21 protein-coding genes are annotated in these 18,841 nt (G+C 38.9%); 18 read left to right on the forward strand and 3 right to left on the reverse strand.

Features of this window, described 5'->3' with window-relative positions; genetic code table 11:
- The first annotated feature begins 25 nt into the window (after positions 1–25).
- From QM460_RS00940 to QM460_RS00995, 12 genes are all read left to right on the forward strand, one after another.
- The gene (locus QM460_RS00940; RefSeq protein ID WP_414288872.1) at positions 26–667 is read left to right on the forward strand and encodes a helix-hairpin-helix domain-containing protein; all 642 of its coding nucleotides are present in this window, start codon (positions 26–28) and stop codon (positions 665–667) included.
- Positions 651–2,870, forward strand: a complete 2,220-nt coding sequence (locus QM460_RS00945; RefSeq protein WP_414288874.1) for a ComEC/Rec2 family competence protein — start codon at positions 651–653, stop codon at positions 2,868–2,870. The genes QM460_RS00940 and QM460_RS00945 overlap by 17 nt, the downstream gene beginning before the upstream one ends.
- 125 nt (positions 2,871–2,995) lie before the next feature.
- On the forward strand, positions 2,996–4,282 hold the full coding sequence (locus tag QM460_RS00950; protein ID WP_006148665.1) for a peptidase U32 family protein: 1,287 nt from the start codon (positions 2,996–2,998) through the stop codon (positions 4,280–4,282).
- A gap of 13 nt (positions 4,283–4,295) precedes the next feature.
- Positions 4,296–4,607, forward strand: a complete 312-nt coding sequence (locus QM460_RS00955; RefSeq protein ID WP_414288876.1) for a CHY zinc finger protein — start codon at positions 4,296–4,298, stop codon at positions 4,605–4,607.
- 229 nt (positions 4,608–4,836) lie between these two features.
- On the forward strand, positions 4,837–5,037 hold the full coding sequence (locus tag QM460_RS00960) for a F0F1 ATP synthase subunit C (protein WP_001054551.1): 201 nt from the start codon (positions 4,837–4,839) through the stop codon (positions 5,035–5,037).
- A gap of 32 nt (positions 5,038–5,069) precedes the next feature.
- Positions 5,070–5,786: a F0F1 ATP synthase subunit A gene (gene atpB / locus QM460_RS00965; RefSeq protein WP_000392935.1), complete on the forward strand. Its 717-nt coding sequence runs from the start codon at positions 5,070–5,072 to the stop codon at positions 5,784–5,786.
- 18 nt (positions 5,787–5,804) lie between these two features.
- Positions 5,805–6,299, forward strand: a complete 495-nt coding sequence (atpF, locus tag QM460_RS00970) for a F0F1 ATP synthase subunit B (protein ID WP_000366310.1) — start codon at positions 5,805–5,807, stop codon at positions 6,297–6,299.
- A complete protein-coding gene (locus QM460_RS00975) occupies positions 6,299–6,835 on the forward strand; it encodes a F0F1 ATP synthase subunit delta (RefSeq protein ID WP_000359024.1) in 537 nt (178 codons plus the stop codon). Before atpF ends, QM460_RS00975 begins: the two co-directional genes overlap by 1 nt.
- A 14-nt stretch (positions 6,836–6,849) precedes the next feature.
- A complete protein-coding gene (gene atpA / locus QM460_RS00980) occupies positions 6,850–8,355 on the forward strand; it encodes a F0F1 ATP synthase subunit alpha (RefSeq protein ID WP_414288878.1) in 1,506 nt (501 codons plus the stop codon).
- 15 nt (positions 8,356–8,370) lie between these two features.
- On the forward strand, positions 8,371–9,249 hold the full coding sequence (locus QM460_RS00985) for a F0F1 ATP synthase subunit gamma (RefSeq protein WP_045763457.1): 879 nt from the start codon (positions 8,371–8,373) through the stop codon (positions 9,247–9,249).
- 81 nt (positions 9,250–9,330) lie between these two features.
- Positions 9,331–10,737: a F0F1 ATP synthase subunit beta gene (gene atpD, locus QM460_RS00990; protein WP_000094353.1), complete on the forward strand. Its 1,407-nt coding sequence runs from the start codon at positions 9,331–9,333 to the stop codon at positions 10,735–10,737.
- Positions 10,738–10,747: 10 nt separating this feature from the next.
- Entirely contained in the window at positions 10,748–11,167 is a 420-nt protein-coding gene (locus QM460_RS00995; protein ID WP_049503620.1) for a F0F1 ATP synthase subunit epsilon, read from the forward strand.
- A gap of 41 nt (positions 11,168–11,208) precedes the next feature.
- On the opposite strand, the gene QM460_RS01000 is transcribed toward QM460_RS00995, so the two are convergent.
- Positions 11,209–12,216 carry a lactonase family protein gene (locus tag QM460_RS01000; RefSeq protein WP_414288880.1) on the reverse strand — a complete coding sequence of 336 codons (1,008 nt, stop codon included), beginning with the start codon at positions 12,214–12,216 and terminating at the stop codon, positions 11,209–11,211.
- Between the two features lie 209 nt (positions 12,217–12,425).
- On the opposite strand from QM460_RS01000, the gene QM460_RS01005 reads away from it, so the two are divergent.
- The 5 genes from QM460_RS01005 (at position 12,426) to QM460_RS01025 (ending at position 16,873) form a co-directional block, all read left to right on the forward strand.
- Positions 12,426–13,589 (forward strand): AI-2E family transporter, encoded by a 1,164-nt coding sequence (locus tag QM460_RS01005; protein ID WP_281334925.1) that lies wholly within the window; start codon positions 12,426–12,428, stop codon positions 13,587–13,589.
- A complete protein-coding gene (locus QM460_RS01010) occupies positions 13,579–14,808 on the forward strand; it encodes a tetratricopeptide repeat protein (RefSeq protein WP_414288882.1) in 1,230 nt (409 codons plus the stop codon). The genes QM460_RS01005 and QM460_RS01010 overlap by 11 nt, the downstream gene beginning before the upstream one ends.
- Positions 14,809–14,990: 182 nt before the next feature.
- Positions 14,991–15,827, forward strand: coding sequence for a DegV family protein (locus tag QM460_RS01015; protein WP_414288884.1), 837 nt, complete (start codon positions 14,991–14,993; stop codon positions 15,825–15,827).
- 106 nt (positions 15,828–15,933) lie between these two features.
- Positions 15,934–16,209 carry an HU family DNA-binding protein gene (locus QM460_RS01020; RefSeq protein WP_001284633.1) on the forward strand — a complete coding sequence of 92 codons (276 nt, stop codon included), beginning with the start codon at positions 15,934–15,936 and terminating at the stop codon, positions 16,207–16,209.
- A gap of 343 nt (positions 16,210–16,552) precedes the next feature.
- Positions 16,553–16,873: a heavy metal-binding domain-containing protein gene (locus tag QM460_RS01025; protein ID WP_000587311.1), complete on the forward strand. Its 321-nt coding sequence runs from the start codon at positions 16,553–16,555 to the stop codon at positions 16,871–16,873.
- Positions 16,874–16,916: 43 nt separating this feature from the next.
- On the opposite strand, the gene QM460_RS01030 is transcribed toward QM460_RS01025, so the two are convergent.
- Together QM460_RS01030 and QM460_RS01035 are read right to left on the reverse strand one after the other, a co-directional pair.
- Positions 16,917–17,159 carry a type B 50S ribosomal protein L31 gene (locus tag QM460_RS01030; protein ID WP_000710764.1) on the reverse strand — a complete coding sequence of 81 codons (243 nt, stop codon included), beginning with the start codon at positions 17,157–17,159 and terminating at the stop codon, positions 16,917–16,919.
- A 96-nt stretch (positions 17,160–17,255) separates the two neighbouring features.
- A complete protein-coding gene (locus tag QM460_RS01035; RefSeq protein WP_414288886.1) occupies positions 17,256–18,191 on the reverse strand; it encodes a DHH family phosphoesterase in 936 nt (311 codons plus the stop codon).
- 103 nt (positions 18,192–18,294) lie between these two features.
- Between QM460_RS01035 and QM460_RS01040 the strand changes: the two genes are divergently transcribed.
- Positions 18,295–18,738 carry a flavodoxin gene (locus QM460_RS01040; protein WP_001162134.1) on the forward strand — a complete coding sequence of 148 codons (444 nt, stop codon included), beginning with the start codon at positions 18,295–18,297 and terminating at the stop codon, positions 18,736–18,738.
- Positions 18,739–18,841: the final 103 nt, after the last annotated feature.

An 18,841-nucleotide genomic window follows, 5' to 3' on the forward strand; every position in this document is an offset into this window, starting at 1 on the left:
CGAATTAGCTAAGAGAGGAGAAAATATGGAAGAACTTATTGAGAAAATTAAAGAATACAAAATCATTGTTATCTGTGCTGGTTTGGGTTTGGTCTTGGGTGGATTTTTCCTGCTGAAGCCAGTCGCTCAAGCACCTGCTAAGGAAACAAAGGTGCAGACTGAAGTTGCAGCAGTTCCAAAGGATTCGACGGATGAAAAGGAAGATGGAAATCAGAAGGAAGAAGCGGTGGAGCAAGATCTAATTACTGTCGATGTCAAAGGTGCTGTCAAAACACCAGGAATTTATGATTTGCCAGTTGGAAGTCGTATCAATGATGCTGTTCAAAAAGCTGGTGGATTGACAGATAATGCTGATAGCAAGTCTATCAATCTTGCCCAAAGAATTAGTGATGAAGCACTTGTTTATGTCCCGACTAAGGAAGAAACTACTAGTCATGAAATGCCATCAAGTACTTCCAACAGTAAGGAAAATAAGAAAGTCAATCTTAATAAAGCTAGTTTAGAGGAACTGAAACAAGTTAAAGGCTTAGGTGCTAAACGTGCTCAAGATATTATTGACCATCGTGAATCCAATGGTAAATTTAAGTCAGTAGATGAGCTCAAAAAGGTTTCTGGTATTGGTGCAAAAACGATAGAAAAGCTAAAAGAATATGTCACAGTGGATTAGTCGCTTTCCAATTCCAAAAATCTATCTCAGTTTTCTTTTGCTATGGCTTTACTATGCAATCTTTTCAGCAAGTGTATTAGCACTTTTGGGCTTTGTCTTTTTACTGCTCTGCCTCTTTTTTCAATTTCCATGGAAGACTGTGGTCAAGGTTCTCTTTGTTTGTGGTCTTTTTGGAAGCTGGTTTATATTTCAAAAATGGCAACAAGAAGAAGCGAGTAAACATCTCGTTGACTCGGTTGATACGGTCCGAATCTTACCTGACACTATCAAGGTGAATGGCGACAGTCTTTCTTTTCGTGGAAAAGCTGAAGGAAGAATGTTTCAGGTCTATTATAAACTTCAATCAGAAGCAGAAAAAGAAGAGTTTCAACAACTAACGGATATTTATGAAATTACTTTAGAAGGGAAATTAGCTAGCCCTCAAGGTGCAAGAAATTTTGCTGATTTTGATTATCGCAATTATCTAAAAAGTCAAGGGATTTATCAAACCTTGACCATTTCGAAAATTTCAGATAAGACAGCCACGAGCAGTTGGGATATTGGAGAAAATTTATCTAGTTTGCGAAGAAAAGCAGTTGTCTGGATAAAAAGGAACTTTCCCGACCCCATGCGCAACTACATGACAGGTCTGTTATTAGGGCACTTGGACACAGACTTTGAGGAAATGAATGAACTCTATTCTAGCCTCGGAATTATTCACCTATTTGCTTTGTCAGGAATGCAAGTAGGATTCTTTATGAATGCTTTTAAAAAGTCACTCTTGCGATTGGGCTTGACACAAGAGAAGTTCAAATGGCTTGCCTATCCCTTTTCTTTGTTCTATGCAGGTTTGACAGGATTTTCAGCCTCTGTGATTAGAAGTCTTTTACAAAAGATCTTGGCTCAGCATAGTTTTAAGGGCTTGGATAACTTCGCTATAACAGTCCTCCTTTTGTTTATAGTCATGCCAAATTTTTTCCTTACAGCTGGAGGAGTTCTTTCCTGCGCCTATGCCTTTATCCTAACTATGACAAGTAAAGAAGGTCAAGGCATAAAAGCTATTGCCAGAGAGAGTTTCATTATTTCCTTGGGAATTCTGCCAATCTTATCATTCTATTTTTCAGAATTTCAACCGTGGTCTATCCTCTTGACTTTTGTTTTTTCATTCTTATTTGACATGGTCTTGTTACCACTCTTGTCGATTCTCTTTTGTCTGTCATGCATCTATCCTATTACCCAGTTTAACTTTCTCTTTGAATGGCTAGAAAACATCATACGCTATGTATCTCAGCTATCTACTAGGCCCTTTGTCTTTGGTCAACCGAGTCTTTGGGTTCTGGTATTTCTTTTAATTTCTTTGGCGCTGATTTATGATTATAGAAAGAATTTGAAAAAAATATCTATGCTTGGCATAGTTGCCATCTCGTTCTTTTTAATTACCAAACATCCACTGGAAAATGAACTAACGGTCTTAGATATGGAGCAGGGGCGGAGCATTTTCCTAAGAGACCTGACAGGCAAGACCATTCTACTGGATGTCGGAGAGAAGCCTGAAGTTGAAAAGAAAGAAGCCTGGCAGGAGAAAGTCACTACGAGCAATGCCAAACGTAGCTTAATCCCTTATCTAAAAAGTAGAGGAGTCGCAAAGATTGATCAGCTGGTTCTAACGACTAGTGATACTAAGCAGTTAGATCATGTGTTAGAAATCAGTAAAGACTTCGAGCTTGGAGAGATTCTAGTAACTGAAGAAACTTTATCTAAGAGAGAATTTATGGATAAGCTGAAGGAAAGCAAAGTCAAGGTAGTTGCCATCAAAACTGGACAGCAGTTACCTATTTTTGGAAGTGGTTTGGAAGTAATCACAACTCAAAATAAGGATAAAAATGATTCAATTACAATGTATGGAAAGTTACTAAACCAAACCTTTCTAGTTACTGGAAATATAGAGGAGAAGTTTTTAACAAGCTATTATCCAAGACTACAAGCAGATGTAGTGATAACTCATCAGCAAGTATCAAATAAAAAAACAGATATCGAAATCTTCAAAACTGTACACCCTAAAATCACTGTTATTTCAATAGACAAGAAAAAATCATTTAAAGTTAAAAATGGGGAGAATAACCAAGAAGATAAAGAACTTGAGAATTTGGTATTAAAAACTGACAAAAAGGGCGCCATTCGTTTCAAGGGATGGACTACTTGGAATGTTGAAACTGTTCAATAACGTTTTTAGAGAAATCTAAAAATTAAAATTGTCTAAACAATCATTCAAGGCTTGATTTTGAACCCTGTTTACTATAAAATAGTTAAGATTGGTGTCAAACTTTTATATTGCAAATAGGAGAAAAAATGACAAAAACTTTGAAACGTCCTGAGGTTCTATCACCTGCAGGAACACTAGAAAAACTTAAAGTAGCTGTTCAATACGGAGCAGATGCTGTCTTTATCGGTGGTCAGGCCTATGGTCTTCGTAGCCGCGCGGGTAACTTCACTTTCGAACAGATGGAAGAAGGAGTTCAGTTCGCTGCTAAGTACGGTGCTAAGGTTTATGTAGCTGCTAATATGGTCATGCACGAAGGAAACGAAGAAGGGGCCGGCGAATGGTTCCGTAAATTACGTGATATTGGGATTGCAGCGGTTATCGTGTCTGATCCAGCCTTAATCATGATTGCAGCAACAGAAGCACCAGGACTTGAAATCCACCTTTCAACACAAGCTAGTGCGACCAACTATGAAACTCTTGAATTCTGGAAAGAACTTGGATTGACTCGCGTTGTTTTGGCGCGTGAGGTTTCTATGGAAGAATTGGCAGAAATTCGCAAACGTACAGATGTTGAGATTGAAGCCTTCGTACATGGAGCTATGTGTATTTCCTACTCTGGTCGTTGTACGCTCTCTAACCATATGAGTATGCGTGATGCCAACCGTGGTGGATGTTCACAATCTTGCCGTTGGAAATATGACCTTTACGATATGCCATTTGGTAAAGAGCGTAAGAGTCTCAAGGGAGAAATTCCTGAAGAATTTTCAATGTCAGCTGTTGATATGTCGATGATTGACCATATTCCAGATATGATTGAAAATGGTGTGGATAGTTTGAAGATTGAAGGCCGTATGAAGTCCATCCACTATGTTTCAACTGTGACAAACTGCTATAAAGCTGCCGTTGATGCTTACCTTGAGAGCCCTGAAAAGTTTGAAGCTATCAAACAAGACTTGATTGATGAAATGTGGAAGGTTGCCCAACGTGAGTTGGCTACAGGTTTCTACTACGGAACACCATCTGAAAATGAGCAACTTTTCGGAGCTCGTCGTAAGATTCCAGAATACAAGTTTGTTGCTGAAGTAGTAGCTTATGATGCTGCGACGCAAACAGCAACTATTCGCCAACGTAACGTTATCAACGAAGGTGACCAAGTTGAGTTTTATGGCCCAGGTTTCCGCCATTTTGAAACTTATATCGAAGACCTTCATGATGCTAAAGGTAATAAAATTGACCGTGCACCAAATCCAATGGAACTTTTAACCATCAAGGTTCCTCAACCAGTAGAAGCTGGTGATATGGTCCGTGCTTTGAAAGAAGGTTTGATTAATCTATACAAAGAAGATGGAACAAGCGTCACAGTTCGTGCCTAGATAAGGAAAAATCATGGTTCAAGCTCAGGGTTTACTAGTAGATGATGAAAGCAGATGTGTTCATTACCATAGTGACAAAGATATCGTAGCGCTCCAGTGTTATGAGTGTCAGAAATACTATGCCTGTTATCAGTGTCACAATGAACTAGAGTCGCACACATTTTCTCCTTATCCTTTAAATCTAAAAGAGGATAAACCTATCTTATGTGGTTCCTGTAAGAAGATCCTAACTTATGAGGAGTATAGAGAAAAGGGGAGCTGTCCTTATTGTGCAGCACTCTTTAATCCAGCTTGCCAGAGTCACCATTCTTATTATTTTAAATAAGAAACGATAAATCCAAGTTGTAAAACTTGGATTTTTCTTTTCAGAAAAATAGGAAAGATAAGGAAAATAACCTGAAAAGACATTAAAATTTTCTATATGATTGTCTTGAAAATCGTAAAATTAGAAATAAATGATTTGAAACGCTTTCAATGCTAGTAAAGAGTTGACAAAAGCAAATTTTAGGACTAAACTAGGGAAGTAAATTTAATTTAAAAAAGGAGAATTCGTCATGAATTTAACATTTTTCGGTCTATGTCTTGCCTGTATGGGTGTATCTCTTGCAGAAGGATTTTTGATGAACGGTTTGTTCAAATCTGCAGCACGCCAACCAGATATCATTCCACAATTGCGTAGTTTGATGATCATGGGGATTGCCTTTATCGAAGGAACTTTCTTTGTAACCTTGGCGATGTCATTCGTTATCAAATAGACAACTCTATTTAGAAATGGAGGTGTCAAACCATGGAAGAAAGTTTGAATCCAACCGTTAATATTGGACCAATATCCTTTGATTTGACCCTGCTTGCCATGTCTCTTGTAACTGTTTTGATGGTTTTTGCCTTTGTCTACTGGGCAAGTCGTAAAATGGCCATCCGTCCAAAGGGCAAACAGAATGCTCTTGAGATGATTTATGACTTTGTGATTGGTTTTACAAAACCAAACATTGGAGATTCATATATCAAGGATTATTCCTTGTTCTTGTTCTCTCTATTTCTGTTTATCTTGGTTGCCAACAATATTGGCTTAATGGCAAAAGTACAAACAACAAACGGTTATAACTTGTGGACTTCCCCAACAGCCAACCTTGGATACGATTTATCCCTCTCCTTATTGATCACTTTGATCGCCCATGTAGAAGGAATTCGTCGTAGAGGCGTTAAAGAATATTTGAGAGCATTTGTTACTCCTGGCTTTATGACTCCGATGAACGTTTTAGAAGAGTTCACCAATTTTGCCTCCTTGGCGATTCGGATTTACGGAAATATTTTCGCCGGTGAGGTCTTGGCAGGATTGTTATTAGCCTTGTCACAATATGCCTTTTATTGGTATCCTTTTGCCTTTATTGCAAACATGTTATGGACAGCCTTTTCAATTTTCATTTCATGTATTCAAGCGTATGTATTTACCATGTTGTCTTCTATGTACATTGGTAAAAAGGTAAATGGTGAGGAAGAGTAAGTAGAGGAGGATTAGAAGATGGATTTAACTATTAGTACCATTATCGGTGACTTTATTCTTATCGCTGGTTCCTTCCTTTTATTAATTTTTTTAGTTAAGAAATATGCTTGGGGAAATATTACCAGTATTTTGGATCAACGTGCTGAAAAGATTTCTTCAGATATTGATGGTGCTGAGGAAGCTCGTAAAAAGGCTGAGGAACTAGCAAGTAAGCGAGAGGCTGAGCTAGCAGGTAGCCGTACCGAAGCTAAAACGATTATCGAGAATGCAAAGGAAACAGCTGAAAAGAGCAAATCAGATATTCTGGCTGAAGCTAAGCTAGAAGCTGGTCGCTTGAAAGAAAAAGCTAACCAAGAAATTGCGCAAAATAAAGCTGAGGCTTTACAAAGCGTTAAAGGTGAGGTAGCAGATTTGACAGTTAGTCTAGCTGGAAAAATCATCTCACAAAACCTTGACGGTCATGCCCATAAAGAACTCATTGATCAGTATATTGATCAGCTAGGAGAAGCTTAATGGACAAAAAGACAGTAAAGGTAATTGAAAAATACAGCATGCCTTTTGTCCAATTGGTGATTGAAAAAGGAGAAGAAGATTCTATCTTCTCAGACTTGACCCAGATTAAGCAAGTCGCTGAAGAAACAGACTTGCCTTCTTTTTTGGCTCAGGTAGATGTTGATGAGTCTGACAAGGAAAAAACAGTCAGTTATTTCCAAGATTCTGCATCGCCATTATTACAAAACTTCATTCAAGTTCTGTTGTACAATCATCGTTCAAATCTTTTTTATGATGTGATTGTAGATTGTTTAAACCGTCTTGAGAGAGAAACGAATCGTTTTGAAGTAACGATTGTGTCTGCTCATCCTCTAACGGATGAACAAAAAGAACGTTTGCTTCCAATTATAGAGAAAAAGATGTCTTTAAAAGTGCGTAGCATTAAAGAAGAAATCGACGATAGTTTAATCGGTGGTTTTGTTATTATCGCCAATCACAAGACAATTGATGTTAGTATTAAACAACAACTTAAAGTTGTTAAGGAAAATTTGAAATAGAAAGTGGTGTTCTTTTGGCAATTAACGCACAAGAAATCAGCGCTTTAATTAAGCAACAAATTGAAAATTTCAAACCCAATTTTGATGTGACTGAAACTGGTGTTGTAACCTACATCGGTGACGGAATTGCGCGTGCTCATGGCCTTGAAAATGCCATGAGTGGAGAGTTGTTGATTTTTGAAAACGGCTCTTATGGTATGGCGCAAAACTTAGAATCAACAGATGTTGGTATCATCATCCTTGGAGACTTTACAGATATCCGCGAAGACGACACCATTCGTCGTACAGGAAAAATCATGGAAGTTCCAGTTGGTGATAGCTTGATTGGACGTGTCGTGGATCCACTTGGTCGTCCAGTAGATGGACTTGGTCCAATCGACACAAACAAAACTCGTCCAGTTGAAGCACCAGCTCCTGGGGTTATGCAACGTAAATCAGTATCAGAACCATTGCAAACTGGTTTGAAAGCTATTGATGCCCTTGTTCCAATCGGTCGTGGTCAACGTGAGTTGATTATCGGTGACCGTCAAACAGGGAAAACAACCATCGCTATCGATGCAATCTTGAACCAAAAAGGTCAAGATATGATCTGTATCTATGTAGCGATTGGTCAAAAAGAATCAACAGTTCGTACACAAGTAGAAACACTTCGTCAGTACGGAGCCTTAGATTACACAATCGTTGTGACAGCGTCAGCTTCACAACCTTCTCCATTGCTTTTCCTTGCACCTTATGCAGGGGTTGCTATGGCCGAAGAATTTATGTACCAAGGTAAGCATGTCTTGATCGTTTATGATGACTTATCTAAACAAGCGGTAGCTTATCGTGAACTTTCTCTCTTGCTCCGTCGTCCACCAGGTCGTGAAGCCTTCCCAGGGGATGTCTTCTACCTTCATAGCCGTCTACTTGAACGTTCAGCTAAAGTTTCGGATGAATTGGGTGGAGGATCTATCACAGCCCTTCCGTTTATCGAGACACAAGCCGGAGATATCTCAGCCTATATCGCTACAAACGTAATCTCTATTACGGATGGACAAATCTTCCTAAGTGATAGTCTCTTTAATGCAGGTATCCGTCCAGCTATTGATGCGGGTTCTTCCGTATCTCGTGTTGGTGGTTCTGCACAGATTAAGGCCATGAAGAAAGTTGCTGGTACACTCCGTATCGACCTTGCTTCATACCGTGAGTTGGAAGCCTTCACTAAATTTGGTTCTGACTTGGATGCGGCTACTCAGGCTAAATTGAACCGTGGTCGTCGTACTGTAGAAGTATTGAAACAACCTGTTCACAAACCATTACCTGTTGAGAAACAAGTTACTATTCTCTATGCTTTGACCCATGGTTTCTTGGATACAATTCCTGTAGACGATATCGTTCGTTTCGAAGAAGAGTTCCATATGTTCTTTGATGCTCAACATCCTGAAATTTTGGAAACCATTCGTGAAACAAAAGACTTGCCAGATGAAGCAGTCTTGGATGCTGCGATTACTGAGTTTCTCAATCAATCAAGCTTCCAATAAGAATAGAGGTGTCAGATGGCAGTATCTCTAAATGATATTAAAACAAAAATCGCCTCAACAAAAAATACTAGTCAAATTACTAATGCTATGCAGATGGTTTCTGCAGCTAAGTTAGGTCGTTCTGAAGAAGCGGCTCGTAACTTCCAAGTGTATGCACAAAAAGTGCGTAAACTAGTTACAGACATCCTCCACGGAGATGGCGCTGGTGGATCAACTAACCCTATGTTGATCAGTCGCCCCGTCAAAAAAACAGGCTATATCGTCATTACATCTGACCGTGGTCTTGTTGGAGGATATAATTCTTCAATCTTAAAAGCTGTCATGGAAATTCAGCAAGAATACCATCCTTCAGGTGATGATTTTGAAGTCATCTGTATTGGTGGTATGGGAGCCGATTTCTTCAAATCACGTGGTATTCAACCTATCTATGAATTGCGTGGACTTGCAAGCCAACCAAGTTTTGATGAAGTTCGTAAGATTATCACAAAAACGATTGAAATGTATCAAAATGAACTTTTTGATGAGCTCTATGTTTGCTACAACCACCACGTGAATACATTGACAAGTCAAATGCGTGTAGAGCAGATGCTTCCAATCGTGGACTTGGATCCAAATGAAGCAGATGATAACTATAGCTTGACCTTTGACCTTGAAACAAGTCGAGAAGAAATCTTGGATCAATTGCTGCCACAGTTTGCAGAAAGTATGATTTATGGTGCTATTATTGATGCCAAGACAGCTGAAAATGCTGCCGGTATGACAGCTATGCAAACAGCGACTGATAATGCAAAAAAAGTGATTAATGATTTGACCATTCAGTATAACCGTGCCAGACAGGCGGCGATTACACAAGAAATCACAGAAATCGTGGCAGGAGCTAGCGCTTTAGAATAAAGCCATCCTGCTCATATCAATGAACTTAGGACCTAGCAAAACTAGGAACCGACAGTATCTTATATAGAATAGGAGAAGGAGATGAGTTCAGGTAAAATTGCTCAGGTTATCGGACCCGTTGTAGACGTTTTGTTTGCAGCAGGGGAAAAACTTCCTGAGATTAACAATGCACTTGTCGTCTACAAAAATGACGAAAAGAAAACAAAAATCGTCCTTGAAGTAGCCTTAGAGTTGGGGGATGGTATGATTCGTACCATCGCCATGGAATCAACAGATGGTTTGACTCGTGGAATGGAAGTATTGGACACAGGTCGTCCAATCTCTGTACCAGTAGGTAAAGAAACCTTGGGACGTGTCTTCAACGTTTTGGGAGATACCATTGACTTGGAAGCTCCTTTTGGAGAAGACGCAGAACGCCAGCCAATTCATAAAAAAGCACCTACTTTTGATGAGTTGTCTACCTCTTCAGAAATCCTCGAAACAGGGATTAAGGTTATCGACCTTCTTGCCCCTTATCTTAAAGGTGGTAAAGTCGGACTCTTCGGTGGTGCCGGAGTCGGTAAAACTGTCTTGATCCAAGAATTGATTCACAACATTGCCCAAGAACACGGTGGTATCTCAGTATTTACTGGTGTTGGGGAACGTACTCGTGAAGGGAACGACCTATATTGGGAAATGAAAGAATCAGGTGTTATCGAGAAAACAGCCATGGTATTTGGTCAGATGAATGAACCACCAGGAGCACGTATGCGTGTTGCCCTTACTGGTCTGACAATCGCTGAATACTTCCGTGATGTTGAAGGCCAAGACGTTCTACTCTTCATTGACAATATCTTCCGTTTCACACAAGCTGGTTCAGAAGTATCTGCCCTTTTGGGTCGTATGCCTTCAGCCGTTGGTTACCAGCCAACACTCGCAACTGAAATGGGTCAATTGCAAGAACGTATCACTTCAACTAAGAAAGGTTCTGTAACCTCTATCCAGGCTATCTACGTGCCAGCGGATGACTATACTGACCCAGCGCCAGCAACAGCCTTCGCCCACTTGGATTCAACAACAAACTTGGAACGTAAATTGGTTCAATTGGGTATCTACCCAGCCGTTGATCCACTTGCTTCAAGTTCACGTGCCTTGGCACCTGAAATCGTTGGAGAAGAGCACTACGCAGTTGCGGCTGAGGTTAAACGTGTTCTTCAACGTTACCATGAGTTGCAAGATATCATCGCTATCCTTGGTATGGATGAACTTTCTGATGAAGAAAAGACTTTGGTTGCTCGTGCCCGTCGTATCCAGTTCTTCCTTTCACAAAACTTCAACGTTGCGGAACAATTTACTGGTCAACCAGGTTCTTATGTTCCAGTAGCCGAAACAGTTCGTGGATTTAAGGAAATTCTTGACGGTAAACACGATCATCTCCCAGAAGATGCCTTCCGTGGAGTAGGTTCAATCGAAGATGTTATCGCTAAGGCTGAAAAAATGGGATTTTAAGAGGTGATCTATGGCTCAGTTAACTGTCCAGATCGTGACACCAGATGGCCTCGTCTATGATCACCATGCCAGCTTTGTATCGGTTCGAACTCTGGATGGTGAGATGGGGATCTTGCCACGACATCAAAATATGATTGCGGTATTAGCAGTTGATGAAGTTAAAGTCAAACGTATTGATGATGATTCTCATGTCAACTGGATAGCAGTAAACGGAGGAATCATTGAGATTGCTAATGATGTCATTACCATTATTGCAGACTCAGCTGAGCGTGCTCGTGATATCGATATTAGCCGTGCAGAACGTGCCAAACTTCGTGCAGAACGTGAAATCGAAGAAGCGCAAGACAAACACTTGATTGACCAAGAGCGTCGTGCTAAGATTGCATTACAACGTGCTATTAACCGAATCAATGTCGGAAATAAATTATAAAAAAATGAACTTGATTTGAGAATCAAGTTCATTTTTTATGTTTAAAATGTGACGCAAACCGCTTCGGGAACGTGGAAATCATTGGAAAGTTCTGCAAGACGACCAGTCTCTGGATTACGTTTAAAGACAGTTGCATTATCAGAATCCTGGTGAACGGCGATGAGGAATTCTTGGTCTGGTGAGAGAATAAAGTCACGAGGAGTTTTCCCGTTTGTAGGAACGAATTCCAACAATTCTAAACTACCATCAGCGAGAACAGTGTAAACTACAATAGAATCGTGACCACGGTTTGATGCATACAGATATTTTCCATCTTGTGAGAGACGAATAGCAGCAGTTCCATTAAAGTCATTAAATCCTTCAGGAAGGGTAGAAATAACTTGCATTTTTTCAAATGCACCAACACCATCATAAATCAATACTTCAATTGTACTATTGAGTTCACAGATGAGATAAGCAATCTTGTAGTGGTTGTGAAAAACAAGGTGACGTGCACCAGCACCAGGACTACAATTGTAGGTAGTTAGCTTATTTAGTTTTCCTTCTGGATTGACATCATAAGTAGTAACCTCATCAGTACCTAAGTCGCAAGTGACTAAATACTGATCTGGTGTTAAATCTGTAAAGTGTACATGTGGAGAAGCTTGATTTTCATGAGGACCATGACCGCTATGCTGAACTGTATCAGCCAATTCTAGACTACCATCTTCTTTACGTTTATAGACCAAAGCTTGTCCCTTGTGATAGTTAGCACCATATACTAGGCTACGTTTCTCGTCAACAGCCACATAGCAGTGAGGAGCACCTTCTGTCACAACATGATTTAGCAAAGTACCATCTGTTTGATAGGCAGCAATTCCACCTTGTCCATCTTTGCTACCGACAGTGTAGAGGTGATTTTCTTGATCAAATGCAAGATAGGTAGGACTTGGCTCAGCTGCAAATAGTTTCAGATTGGATAGTTTCCCAGTTTCTGTATCAAAATCAGCTTGATAAATCCCTTGGGATAAACGACGTGTGTAAGTTCCGAAATAAATTGTTTCAATCATAGCTATACCTCTAAATAAAGATGTTTCTATTATATCATAAATTGGGAGACCTGAAGAAAATAGTGAAAAAAGTATGAAACATCTAAGTATAAAATTAGTAAAAAGCAAGGTCGCTTTGTTAAAGTTCTCAATCGTCACCTCAACACTTTAAAAACAGTTTATTCCCTATAAAAATGGTATAATGAAAGGACAAAGGAAAGGAAGTAGATATGGAACAAAAAGAGAAACATTTTAATTTATCTTGGTTTTTTAAATGGTTTTTAGATAATAAGGCTGTTACAGTTTTTTTGGTAGCCTTGTTACTAGGTTTGAATATTTTTATTTTAAGTAAGATTAGTTTTTTATTTATCCCTGTCGTTGATTTTTTATCAGTGGTTATGTTGCCTGTTATTTTATCAGGATTACTTTTTTATCTCTTAAATCCACTGGTGGATTTGATGGAGAAGTACAAGATAAATCGTGTCTTAGCCATTAGTATTATTTTTGTCATTATTGCCATACTCTTGATTATTGGTCTGGCTGTTGCGATTCCAAATCTTCAACGTCAAGTAGTTATTTTTGCGCAAAATGTACCAAATTATCTGGAAGATGCTGATAGAGTTATTGATGATCTTGTAACTAAGCGTTTGCCAGATGACTTTAGACCTCAACTGGAACAGGTTCTGGCTCAGTTTTCAACACAAGCAACTGCTTGGGCAAGTAATATATCTTCTAAGGCTGTGAACTGGGTGAGTGCTATTATCAGTGGAACGTCACAAGTCATTGTTGCTTTGATTATCATGCCCTTTATGCTCTTTTATCTCCTTAGAGATGGAAAAGGCTTGAGAAATCATATCACTCAATTCTTACCAAATAAATTGAGAGAACCAGTAGGTAAGGTTCTAACGGATGTGAACCAACAACTTTCTAACTATGTTAGAGGACAAATTACTGTTGCTATTATCGTGGCAATTATGTTTATCATCTTCTTTAAAATTATTGGTTTGAGATATGCGGTGACTCTTGGTATTACTGCGGGGGTCTTAAATCTTATCCCTTATCTTGGAAGTTTCCTTGCTATGATACCAGCTCTGGTCTTAGGCTTAATTGCTGGACCAGTTATGCTCTTGAAAGTTATTATCGTTTTTATCGTAGAGCAGACAATTGAAGGTCGTTTTGTGTCTCCATTGATTTTAGGTAGTCAATTAAACATCCATCCAATCACTATTCTATTTGTTTTGTTGACGTCTGGTTCTATGTTTGGTGTTTGGGGAGTCTTACTAGGAATTCCTGTTTATGCTTCAGCAAAAGTTGTTATTTCAGCGATTTTTGAATGGTATAAAAAAGTTAGTGGTCTGTATGAGTTAGAAGAGGAGGTTGAAGGTGAGCAATAGTCAAGAAATGCTTGAAGCTTTGGATCAGCAAGATTTAACAAAAGCTGATCACTATTTTCAAAAAGCCTTGGTAGAAGACTCGGATGATCTTCTTCTGGAACTGGCTTATTATCTAGAAGGTATTGGTTTTTATCCACAAGCTCGTCAAATCTATGAAAAACTAGCTCCAATATTTCCAGAAGTAAATCTCAATCTAGCTAGTATCGCAAGTGAAGATGGACAAATTGAAGAAGCGTTTGGCTATCTAGAAGATATTCAACCCAATAGCGATTCTTATGTATCTGCGCTTGTTTTAAAGGCTGATTTCTATCAAATGGAAGGATTGACGGATGTAGCTCGTGAGAAGCTCTTAGAAGCTCTTAATTACTCTGATGATCCTTTATTGATTTTTGGGCTAGCAGAGTTAGATAGTGAACTTGGAAATGATTTAGAAGCGATTAAGGGCTATGCTCAACTGGATAATCGTGAAATATATGAGCAGACAGGGATTTCGACCTATCAACGAATTGGAGCTGCCTATGCTCGACTTGGAAAGTTTGAATCAGCCATAGAGTTTTTAGAAAAAGCTTTAGAGTTAGATTATGAAGATCAGACTGCATTTGAATTAGCAAGTCTTTACTTTGATCAAGAGGAATATCACAAGGCAGTTTTATATTTCAAACAGCTGGATACTATTTCTCCAGATTTTGAAGGGTATGAGTATGGTTATAGTCAGGCTCTACATAAGGAACACCAGACTGAGCAAGCCTTACTGATAGCTCAACAAGGTTTGGAAAAAAATCCATTCGAAACACGTTTACTACTCCTTGCTTCACAATTATCTTACGAATTGCATCAACCCGAGCAGGCGGAAGCTTATCTTCTTCAAGCTCAAGAAGATGCGGAAGACCAAGAAGAAATCCTCTTGCGGCTAGCAACCATGTATCAGGAGCAAGAACGGTATGAGGATATTCTAGCCTTAGAAGTATATGAGCCAGAAAATCTCTTGACTAAGTGGATGATTGCACGGAGTTACCAAGAAACTGAAGATTTGGATGTCGCCTATGAATCTTATCAGGCATTGGTTTCAGAACTCAAGGAAAATCCTGAGTTTTTAGAGCAATACATTCATCTATTACGCGAACTTGGAAGGTTTGAAGAAGCAAAAGAACAGATCCAACACTATCTCAAGTTGGTTCCTGATGACATACAGATGCAAGATTTGTATGAACGTTTATGATGATACTAAAATAGTCGTCTTAGCAGGCGACTATTTTTATAAAATGAAAGATTTAAAAATCTATAAATTCCATCATAAAAATGAATAGATACAGTATGAATTTTTAGCATTTTTTTGATATAATTGTTATAGTTAAATTGAAAAAACTCACTCAAAAAGTGAAATATAGAAAGATTTGAATTATGACACAAGTAAAAATCGTAACAGATTCTTCTGTTACCATTGAACCAGAAGTGGTCAAAGAATTAAATATTACCGTCGTTCCGCTCTCTGTAATGATTGATAGTGTTCTTTATTCGGATGCTGATCTTGAAGAAGGGGAATTTCTTCGCTTGATGAAAGAGAGTAAAAATCTGCCTAAAACAAGTCAACCTCCAGTTGGACTCTTTGCTGAGATTTTTGATGAGTTAAGTAAAGACGGTAGTCAAATTTTAGCTATTCATATGTCTCATGCCTTATCAGGAACTGTCGAAGCAGCTCGTCAGGGTGCAAGTTTGTCAACGGCTAATGTGACCGTATTGGATAGTTCCTTTACAGACCAAGCCCTAAAATTTCAAGTGGTTGAAGCAGCTAAGTTAGCTCAAGAAGGACAAAACATAGAAACAATTGTGGCTCATGTTGAAGAAGTCAAGAAAAATACAGAGCTCTACATCGGTGTTTCTACCTTAGAAAACCTTGTTAAAGGTGGTCGTATTGGTCGAGTGACAGGTCTTTTAAGCTCTCTATTAAATATCCGAGTAGTCATGCAGATGAAGGATGACGAATTACAACCAATCGTGAAAGGACGTGGAGCAAAAACCTTTAAGAAATGGTTGGATGAACTAGTTTCAAAACTGTCAGAGCGTTCTGTTTCTGAGATTGGTATTTCCTATTCTGGAACTAGGGATTGGGCAGAAGATATGAAAGAAATCCTACAACCATTCGTTGAAAGACCAATCTCTGTACTTGAAACAGGTTCGATTATTCAGACACATACAGGTGAAAATGCTTGGGCTATTTTAGTCAGATATGAGTCCTAAAAAAATAAAGAAAATAGCAAGAAATAGCGTTTTTGACTTGACCTACAAGAGAATTTAGGATATGATTGTAATTGTTAATTAGAAAATATTTGGAGGAATTATTAACATGGCAAACAAACAAGATTTGATCGCTAAAGTAGCAGAAGCTACAGAATTGACAAAGAAAGACTCAGCAGCAGCAGTTGATGCTGTATTTGCAGCAGTAGCTGATTACCTTGCAGCTGGTGAAAAAGTTCAATTGATTGGTTTTGGTAATTTCGAAGTTCGTGAGCGTGCAGCACGTAAAGGTCGCAACCCACAAACTGGTAAAGAAATCACTATCGCAGCTTCAAAAGTTCCAGCATTCAAAGCTGGTAAAGCTCTTAAAGACGCTGTTAAATAATGAATTTAGAAAAAGCCTATTGTATCAAGCTTTCTAGCTTGGTCGATAGGCTTTTTTTGTAGTTTTGGGGCAAAAAGGGGGAAGGAGAGAACAGTCTCTTTTATGCCAGTTATGAATTCCAAGCTATACCCATTGGTAAGATTGATGAAGCTGAGAAAGCTATCTCAAGTTAGGCTTGCAAAGAAAAGATTTAGGCCACCATCCATACAATTGGCACTAAATGGATAGCAAACAAGGATGGTGAGAAGAGTTTCTTTTCAAGTATTGAGCCCCTTATAGTATTTCTTGACAGAGTTAGTGAAAGGGTTTACAATTATATAAAAGAAGTTAGGAGGAAAGGAAGATGATTATTTCAACTACGGGAATTGAAGGGAAAAAAATCCTAGCCTACAAAGGAATTGTCTTTGGTGAAGTAGTTGCTGGAGTTAATATGTTCAAAGATATGGCTGCTGGCTTCCGTAATGTTTTTGGAGGTCGAGCGAGTAGTTATGAAGGTGAATTGACTCAAGCAAGAGAAGAAGCTATAGCAGAAATGATGGAGCGTGCAAGTGAACGTGGAGCAAATGCTATTATAGGTATAAAAATGGACTATGAAACGTTAGGTGCTGAAAATGGTATGCTGATGGTCACTTGTAGTGGAACAGCAGTAGTCGTTGACTCCTGATTTGACGAAACAAAAAAGAACAGTCGAAACTGTTCTTTTATGATTATTTGAGACCGTATTTTTTGTTGAAACGATCCACGCGTCCATCTGCTTGAGTGAACTTTTGACGTCCAGTGTAGAATGGGTGTGAGTCTGATGAAATTTCCACACGGATCAATGGGTAAGTTTCGCCTTCGAACTCAACAGTTTCGTTAGAGCGTTTTGTTGAACCGCTAAGGAATTGGTAACCAGTAGTTGTGTCCATGAAGACAACTGGGCGATATTCTGGATGGATATCTTTTTTCATTTTGCAATATTTCCTTTCTGCCATGGTCTCTTTGCGAGCCATAGATTGTTACCATACTAGTCTATCAGATTCTGATAAGTTTGGCAAGCTTTTTATCTATTTTTTCAGTAAGTTTTTTAATTTTTGGTAGATGACTTCATTTTCCTCTAGGCTATAGGAGTTAGCACCACTTGCAAGTGGGTGACCTCCACCATCATGTTCTTTTGCAACACTATTGATTGGAACGAATTTACTGCGAAGTCGAACGCGATAGTGGCCATCTGCTTGTTCCACAAATATTCCCCAAAGGTTAACAGTATCAATACGACCTGGAGCACCAACAATGGCTGCTGTTTCTGCGTCTGTTACTTGATATGTTTTTAGAATTTCTTGAGTCAGGATGACACGCGCAACACCGTTTTCATCAACTTCTAAGTGATCATAGACATAACCTTGAAGTTTAGCAATTTTAAAGCTCATGGTGTCCATTTTACGTGCTAATTCAGCATAGTCAAAGTTATGTTCTCTTAGTTTACTAGCAATTCGAAGGGTACGAGCAGAAGTAGACGGATAAAGGAAACGGCCGGTATCGCCAATAATTCCAGCGCATAGCATTTTAGCTGCATAGTCAGATAATTCAAGATTAGTTGCTTCAGCAAAGAGAGCAATCATCTCACTGGCACTGCTCGAGTTGGTATCTACCCAAACAAGATCTCCGTATACTTCGTCATTTGGATGGTGGTCAATTTTAATAATGGTTTCAGCATTGATATAACGTTTATCATCGATACGAGCAGTATTTGCTGTATCACAAATGATAGCAAGCGCCCCTTGATAATCTTTGTCTTCTACCTGATCCATCTTTGTAAGCCATGTTAGGGTAGGTTCATCATAACCGACTACCTTGATTTTTTTTTCTGGGAAATGATGTTCCAGAAGTGCTTTGAGTCCAACCTGACTTCCTAAGGCATCAGGATCGGGTTTCATGTGACGGTGAATGACAATGGTATCGTATGCTTTAATTTTTTCTAAAATTTGATGGCAAATTTCCATAAGTAACCTCAATTCTTTCTTATTTCATTGTAGCACAAGAGTTTTTATTTTTAAAATGAAAAAGATGTGATATAATGGAGGAAGATAAATTGAGGAGGACGATATGGCATTAGCAAAAATTGTATTTGCCAGTATGACCGGTAATACCGAAGAAATTGCAGATATTGTAGCAGATAAATTGCGTGAGTTGGGCTTAGAGGTAGATGTTGATGAGTGTACAACTGTTGACGCGTCTGACTTTCTTGAAGCAGATATCGCAATCGTTGCAACCTACACTTATGGTGATGGAGAGTTACCAGATGAGATGATGGACTTCTACGAAGACCTAGCAGATCTTAATTTGAGTGGCAAGATATACGGTGTGGTAGGATCAGGCGATACATTCTACGATGAGTTCTGTAAAGCTGTTGATGACTTTGATCGTGTATTTGTGGCAACAGGAGCTGAAAAGGGATCAGAGTGCGTCAAAGTGGATCTCTCTGCAGAAGAAGAAGATATCGAACGCTTGGAACAATTTGCAGAAGAATTGGCTGCTAAAGTAGGATAAGCATGAAGTTGCACTGATGAAAGTTGTCAGTGCAGTTTTTGTTAGTTGTTCCTAAAAATGTACCATTCTATCTAGAAGATTTTTGCTAAAATCATTCAAATAA

It is taken from the genome of Streptococcus infantis (assembly GCF_047464415.1).
GTDB classification, from domain to species: domain Bacteria; phylum Bacillota; class Bacilli; order Lactobacillales; family Streptococcaceae; genus Streptococcus; species Streptococcus infantis_AE.